The organism is Pseudoalteromonas piscicida, from assembly GCF_000238315.3.
GTDB lineage: Bacteria > Pseudomonadota > Gammaproteobacteria > Enterobacterales > Alteromonadaceae > Pseudoalteromonas > Pseudoalteromonas piscicida.
Window position 1 is genome coordinate 2,857,785 of the sequence record NZ_CP011924.1, and the last position, 7,216, is coordinate 2,865,000.

The window sequence follows — 7,216 nt, forward strand, 5'->3', positions numbered from 1 at the left end:
TAAATTTAGGACGTCTATCGCAGCAATACAACCGGTTCAAAATACTATGATATAGTTTTATCATATAATTACCTACAATAGGCGCAAATAAATGAAATTACGTACAGCCGTCACTCTACTATTTACGGCAGTCTCAGCACAACTTTCAGCAAGCCCATTAGACGAATCAAAAATACAATTTTTGGGTCCCATCGCAGGCGAATCCACAATAAAGCCAGCTGACACAGCTCATCGTGATGCAATTATTGAAAACTTGCTACCATCATTACAACAAGACGCCAAACAGGTAACGCTATTCAATAATGAAAGCAAATGGCAACCACTGAATAAAATATCTCAATTAACGATACCAGGACTGCAGGCTCTGAAGTTTAATTTCACTACTGAACGTTTTGTCTCAGGTAAACTCAAGCTTGAGGGCGTCGAGAAGGCCAAAGTATTTCTAAATGGAGAGCCTGTCTCCGGTGTTAAAGAGGTTCAGCTTGATGTAGTCAAGGGCGATCATCAAATCCTCGTTATCGCTGAACAGGTGAATGACTGGAATAAGGTTGATCTTAGCTTTGAAGGCGAAGCAGCACATGACGTTATCACGCTAACAGAAAAACAAACCAAAGCGCTGTCTGCAAAGCAATTGTTTGATGCTCCAACAGTGAGTGCTATCTCACTTGCACCTAACGGCGAATATTACATTTCTACCGTACGCCACTACGATGATGAAAAAGGCAACGCAGCAATCACCGAAACAGCTTTATACAATGAAGATGGTGACATGCTTTACAGTTTCGATGGCATGAGCGCAAATAGCTTTGCGTGGCGTGATGACAGCAGCAAACTCACTTATTTAAAAGATAATAAAGCTTACGTCCTTGATGTAAAAACCTTTAAACGTACTCAAGTTGCTACTAAGCTCAATGGCGCTAATAGTATCGAGTTTTTTGATAATGACACGCTTATTTTTGCTTGGACCAACAGCGGCAAAGAAGAAGGCAAACTGACTAAACATTATCAAGGTTTAGAAGATAGATGGTCATATGCTCGCACTCAATCGCAAATCTTCTTATTCGATATAAAAAGTGGGCTACTTAATCCTGTGACCGTTGGCGCACAAAGCCACAACTTGGCCGACTTTGACGCACAAGCAAACACGGTTTTAGCAACGCGTAATAAGCAAGACTACGCGCAACCTCCTCACATGTTGACAGAGCTAATAGAAATCGATCTATCAAACAATCAGCAAAGTGTTATTGGTCAGTATCGTACATTTAGCGGCGCGCAATACACTAAAAATGGTATTTATGTAACTGCAGGTCCTGATTTTGCAGAAGGTGCGGGGCGCAACTTACCTGAAGGTATGCTCGCGAATAACTATGATGGCCAACTCTATTGGTTAGCTCGCAAAGGCAACAATGTAAAAGCACTGAGTAAAAACTTTGACCCAGCCATAGGCAGCTTTACCGTACTCAGTAATGGCGATGTGGTGCTAAAAGCGACTGACCAAGATCGTCAACAGCTTTTCCTCTTTGACGAAAGTAAGTCTACTTTCAAACGCTTAAACACTGGGCTGGATGTTGTCGCTAATTATTCAGTGTCTAGTGAACGTAATCCAGAGATCTTATTCACAGGAACTACAGCATCAACTCCACAACAGTTAAAAACCATGTCAACCTCAGATAAGCGAGCTGACACGCTCTGGGACTCAACAAATATCGCATACCAGAATGCGGAAATTGCCAACCTAGAAGAGTTTAATTTTACTAATACTGAAGGCGTGGAGATTAAAGGCCGCGTGTATCTACCACACGATTTAGACAAAGCTAAAAAATACCCAGCTATTGTTTATTACTACGGCGGTACTTCTCCAGTAACTCGTGGCTTTACAGGGCGTTATCCATTTAACTTATGGGCAGCAAAAGGCTATGTTGTTTATGTCTTGCAACCAACTGGTGCGACTGGTTTTGGTCAGAAATTCTCAGCAGAACACGTCAATGCTTGGGGTGAACACACCGCTAACGATATCATCATGGGTACCAAAGAGTTTGTGAAAGCCTACCCTTTCGTTGATGACAAGCGTTTAGGTAATTTAGGTGCTTCTTACGGCGGCTTCATGACTATGCTGCTGACAACAAAAACTGATTTGTTCTCAGCTTCTATCTCACATGCTGGTATTTCTAATATTACTTCATACTGGGGCCAAGGCTGGTGGGGTTATTTGTATTCTGGCGAGGCCTCAAAAGGAAGTTTCCCCTGGAACAATCCAACCCTTTACTCACAACATAGCCCGGTATTTAATGCAGACAAAGTAACAACACCATTATTGTTAATTCACGGCGACGCGGATACCAATGTGCCGCCAGGTGAAAGTCACAATATGTATACCGCATTGAAGATCCTTGGCCAAGATGTTGAGTTGGTCGAATACAAAGGCGCAGATCATCAAATTTTTGCTCGTGACAAGCGCTTCCATTGGTGGAACACCATGCTGGCTTATTTCGATAAACATTTAAAGCAAGAGCCACAATGGTGGGAACATCTATACGGTAAGTAATCAACACTAGGCGGCACTCTGTGTCGCCTTTTTGTTTATGGAAGCAGCAATCAAACACATCATTGTATATAATTTAATAATAAAGCTCGGTTTCCTCTTGATCGAACTAGGTTGTCAGGTTAACGTGCCAGATACAGAGTTGTAAGAATTCGTTTCATGTACTTCCAAGCAGCGATCTCTCAGTGTTATATTAACGACAATTAAACAACAATTAACAGTGAAAACATGAGCATAAAGGTTTTATTAGTTGAAGATGATGAACTCTTAGCAAAGCGACTGTGTAGTCACTTTGAAAATACCGAGTTCAGTATCACTGTAGAGAATACAGGGGCTACTGCGCTTGAGCTTATTCAATCTCAAACCCAAAACCCATTTGCACTTGCTATTGTTGATGTTGTTTTACCCGCCACCGATGGCCTGCAACTTGCGAAAGAGATTAATACCTTATCAGACCTTGGTGTCATCATGCTCTCCAGTCGAGACTCTCAAGCCGACAGAATCGCAGGTCTTGCGCAAGGTGCTGATGACTACGTTTGTAAGCCTGTTGATACGCTTGAGCTTGAACTGCGTATGCGTGCCTTATACAAACGTTTAGTTGGTAATAAAGACGATGAATCAGAAGAATTTATCGAATATGCTGATTTTAAACTACACCCTGATAATCGTACCTTAATCAATCAACACGGCATTGAGTCTCGACTTACCGAAGCTGAGCATAAGGTATTGATTTGTCTTATTTCCAATGCTGGAAGGGCAACATCCAGAGAGCGTATTTCAGAAGACATTGGGCAACCTGATTGGAGCCCAAGCGACAGAACGGTTGATGTCTTAGTTGGCCGACTACGCAAAAAACTCGGCGATGAAAAAGAGCAAAAACGCATTGTGACGGTTCGCGGCAAGGGTTATATGTTATCAGCTTAACCTTTACCAATTATACACTCCCTATCTATTGAAATGCCGTTAGCTAGAACTGTGTTAACTGAGCTAACAACCTCTCCAGCGCACGATAACTAAGCGCTTCCTTTAAATGTGATAAGCCAATATTAGGTGTCGAGCTCAGATCTGCTATGGTACGCGCGACCTTGATTATTCGATGATATGAACGTGGTGATAGCTTTAGTTTTTCTGCTGCCTTTGCTAGAAATAAACGCTCAGTATCAGCAAGATAGCAGATATTATTTAGCTCTTTTACACTCAGTTGATCGTTACATTTTCCCTGACGTGCTAAAGCTGTTTTATAGGCCTGTTCCACCCTAGCCCTTATTGTCTCGCTAGACTCTCCATCACTCTGGGATTGTAGCTCTTCTGTTTTTAGACGAGGTAATTCTACCTGTAGATCTATTCGGTCTAAAAATGGACCTGAAATCTTAGCCAAATAGCGCAATACTTGATCCGGAGACGCTCGCTTGTCAGTGTAACAACCTGTAGGACTGGGATTTAATGCTGCAATCAGTTGAAAGTTTGCAGGGTAATCAACTTGTCGAGCTGCACGCGAAATCGTTACCATGCCCGTTTCCATCGGCTCACGTAATGAGTCCAGTACCTTCCTATCAAATTCTGGCAACTCGTCCAAAAATAGAACGCCATTATTTGACAATGATATCTCCCCAGGCTTAGGGTTCGACGAGCCTCCAACCAAGGCTACCGCAGAGCAAGTATGATGTGGAGCTCTAAAAGGCCTTGTTTTCCAGTTTGATTGACTGATTGTTTTTCCCAGTATGGAATAGATAGAAGCTGTTTCTAATGCCTGATTATCCGTCATTAGTGGCATTATAGTGGGTAGACGCTGAGCAAGCATTGATTTTCCAGTGCCAGGAGGACCAAGAAATAAAACGTTATGCCCACCTGCCGCGGCTATTTCTAGCACTCGCTTCGCCCCCTCTTGCCCTTTCACCTCAGCCATATCCAGCAAGCTCCCCCCTGAGGCTTGTAAATTTAAATCGTCTGGGTAGAGTCGATTAAACCTAAGTGATTGCTGGCCGCTTAAGTCTAACCATGCTGTACGCAAGCAGCTTATAGCAACACGATTGGCATCAGCGGCAAGGCTCGCAACTGCATCGTTACCAATTGGTAGGTAAGCAGTTCGCCCCTCCTTCGCTGCTGCAATAACAGATGGCAAAATGGCAGTGACCGTCCTCAGCTCACCATTTAACGCAAGCTCACCATAAAACTCTTTATCAGCAATAGCTTGACTATCTAACTGTCCTGATGCGACGAGAACACCGAGTGCGATTGCAAAGTCAAAGCGGCCACCGTCTTTGGGTAGATCTGCTGGTGCTAAGTTTACTGTGATACGCTGTTCTGGAAATAAAAAGCCAGCATTAACAAGGGCACTACGGACGCGCTCTTTGGCTTCTTTAACTGAGGTTTCGGGTAATCCAACGATACTAAAGGCAGGTAAACCGTTGCTAAGGTGCACCTCAACAATTACCTCGGGAGCGGTAATACCAACTTGTGCTCGAGTGAAGACTCTTGCTAAAGACATCCATGTCTCCTGCTTACTTAAAATTTATAGTTAAATACGTGTAACACCAAGTGGTATCGCATAGCCGCTAATCTTAATAACAAGGTTGCCGCCATGGACAATACCATTACGTATTCTGTTGCCATGCCCAATTTAATTGCTTGAGTATAGACTATCCCGCCAAAAATGCAGGTGATCGCGTATAACTCTCCTTTTAGAAGAAGTGGGATCTCTCGAGCTAATACGTCTCTGATAACCCCACCAAAACACCCGGTCAATACACCCATGATCACAGCTGTAGTATCAGGCATTCCAATACTTAAAGCCTTTTGTACTCCCATTACAGCGAAAAAAGCAAGTCCAATAGCATCAGCAACCTGCAGTACAGTTCTTGGAATATTTTGATGCCGATTTAGCCACCATATACTCACAGCGACAGCAAATAAAATAGCGTAAATATAGCTAGTATCATGAAGCCAAAAAACGGGTTGATCTAAAATCAAGTCTCGTAATGTTCCCCCCCCGATACCAGTTACAGTCGCAAGGACAATCACACCAAAGCCATCCATGTGTTTACTATGCGCAATTAAGGTTCCCGAGATCGCAAAAACCATAACGCCCAAGAGATCAAACCAATGATAGAGTTCTGACATTTCGTAATTAGTTGTGAAACAAAAGCAAAATCATAACGAAGATCTCACACAAAAGGTAGTAGGATCGCCGATATTTACAGTTTTCAATGTACTGATTAAAGTGACTTTATGAAATGTTTAGGATGAATACTTGTGGGTAAACCGCCTATCATGATACATGTTTATACTGTGGCGTAGCGCATTTACTTAGGTTTAGAATATTTTTTCAGAACTTCATTGCAAACCATCGGTGGGTGAACCACCTAACCGTGTTGTACTGTGTTGTACTGTGTTGATACTGTGGTGGGAGCGAGTTCACCTCGCGATGTGTTGATTAGCTTGCGAGATTTTTTATATCTCAAATTTCTATACCCCAAACAGCAAAAAACCCGTCGCATTGCTGCAACGGGTTTCTCTTATTTGGCCCTGGCGATGTTCTACTTTCACATGGGTAATCCACACTATCATCGACGCTGTTTTGTTTCACTTCTGAGTTCGGCATGGGGTCAGGTGGGTCCAAAACGCTATAGTCACCAGGAAATTCTGTTCATCAATGAAGTCTCCCTCATTAATGTAAATCCGGAAAAAGCTATTAAATTCTTTGTCTACTTTAGTCTATTAACTTCTGTTAGCTAAGGCCTCCATGGATGGAGGTCATGCTAGGAATTGTCTGGAACAATTCTAGTAAACCACTTTGGCGTTGTATGGTTAAGCCTCACGGGTAATTAGTACGAGTTAGCTTAATGCCTCACAGCACTTCCACATCTCGCCTATCAACGTTGTAGTCTTCAACGGCCCTTCAGTTGACTCTAAGTCAAAGTGAGAACTCATCTCGAGGCCTGCTTCCCGCTTAGATGCTTTCAGCGGTTATCAGTTCCGAACGTAGCTACCGGGCAATGCAATTGGCATCACAACCCGAACACCAGCGGTTCGTCCACTCCGGTCCTCTCGTACTAGGAGCAGCCCCTCTCAATTCTCAAACGCCCACGGCAGATAGGGACCGAACTGTCTCACGACGTTCTAAACCCAGCTCGCGTACCACTTTAAATGGCGAACAGCCATACCCTTGGGACCGACTTCAGCCCCAGGATGTGATGAGCCGACATCGAGGTGCCAAACACCGCCGTCGATATGAACTCTTGGGCGGTATCAGCCTGTTATCCCCGGAGTACCTTTTATCCGTTGAGCGATGGCCCTTCCATTCAGAACCACCGGATCACTATGACCTACTTTCGTACCTGCTCGACGTGTCTGTCTCGCAGTTAAGCTTGCTTCTACCATTACACTAACCGTACGATGTCCGACCGTACTTAGCAAACCTTCGTGCTCCTCCGTTACTCTTTGGGAGGAGACCGCCCCAGTCAAACTACCCACCAGGCACTGTCCTCAACCCCGATTCAGGGGCCTAAGTTAGAACATCAACACTACAAGGGTGGTATTTCAAGGTCGGCTCCACAGAAACTAGCGTCTCTGCTTCAAAGCCTCCCACCTATCCTACACATGTAGGGTCAATGTTCAGTGCCAAGCTGTAGTAAAGGTTCACGGGGTCTTTCCGTCTAGCCGCGGGTACACAGC

General features: G+C 43.9%; 4 protein-coding genes and 2 rRNA genes (1 of these 6 running past the window's edge). 2 read left to right on the forward strand and 4 right to left on the reverse strand.

Annotation, left to right across the window (positions count from 1 at the left end):
- Positions 1-91: 91 nt before the first annotated feature.
- Entirely contained in the window at positions 92-2,545 is a 2,454-nt protein-coding gene (locus PPIS_RS13320; protein WP_010376611.1) for an alpha/beta hydrolase family protein, read from the forward strand.
- Between the two features lie 225 nt (positions 2,546-2,770).
- Positions 2,771-3,466, forward strand: a complete 696-nt coding sequence (locus PPIS_RS13325; protein ID WP_010376609.1) for a response regulator transcription factor — start codon at positions 2,771-2,773, stop codon at positions 3,464-3,466.
- A gap of 43 nt (positions 3,467-3,509) precedes the next feature.
- On the opposite strand, the gene PPIS_RS13330 is transcribed toward PPIS_RS13325, so the two are convergent.
- The 4 genes from PPIS_RS13330 to PPIS_RS13345 form a co-directional block, all read right to left on the reverse strand.
- Positions 3,510-5,030 carry a YifB family Mg chelatase-like AAA ATPase gene (locus tag PPIS_RS13330; RefSeq protein ID WP_010376607.1) on the reverse strand — a complete coding sequence of 507 codons (1,521 nt, stop codon included), beginning with the start codon at positions 5,028-5,030 and terminating at the stop codon, positions 3,510-3,512.
- Positions 5,031-5,047: 17 nt separating this feature from the next.
- Positions 5,048-5,662 (reverse strand): trimeric intracellular cation channel family protein, encoded by a 615-nt coding sequence (locus PPIS_RS13335; protein WP_010376603.1) that lies wholly within the window; start codon positions 5,660-5,662, stop codon positions 5,048-5,050.
- A gap of 403 nt (positions 5,663-6,065) precedes the next feature.
- Positions 6,066-6,179 (reverse strand): 5S ribosomal RNA (gene rrf, locus PPIS_RS13340).
- A 166-nt stretch (positions 6,180-6,345) separates the two neighbouring features.
- Positions 6,346-7,216: ribosomal RNA gene (locus PPIS_RS13345) — 23S ribosomal RNA — on the reverse strand; it runs 2,014 nt beyond the window's last position.

Coding starts and splice junctions, on each gene's coding strand:
- PPIS_RS13325 (WP_010376609.1), top strand. CDS start 2,771: ATGAGCATAAAGGTTTTATTAGTTGAAGATGATGAACTCTTAGCAAAG.
- PPIS_RS13330 (WP_010376607.1), bottom strand. CDS start 5,030: ATGTCTTTAGCAAGAGTCTTCACTCGAGCACAAGTTGGTATTACCGCT.
- PPIS_RS13335 (WP_010376603.1), bottom strand. CDS start 5,662: ATGTCAGAACTCTATCATTGGTTTGATCTCTTGGGCGTTATGGTTTTT.
- PPIS_RS13320 (WP_010376611.1), top strand. CDS start 92: ATGAAATTACGTACAGCCGTCACTCTACTATTTACGGCAGTCTCAGCA.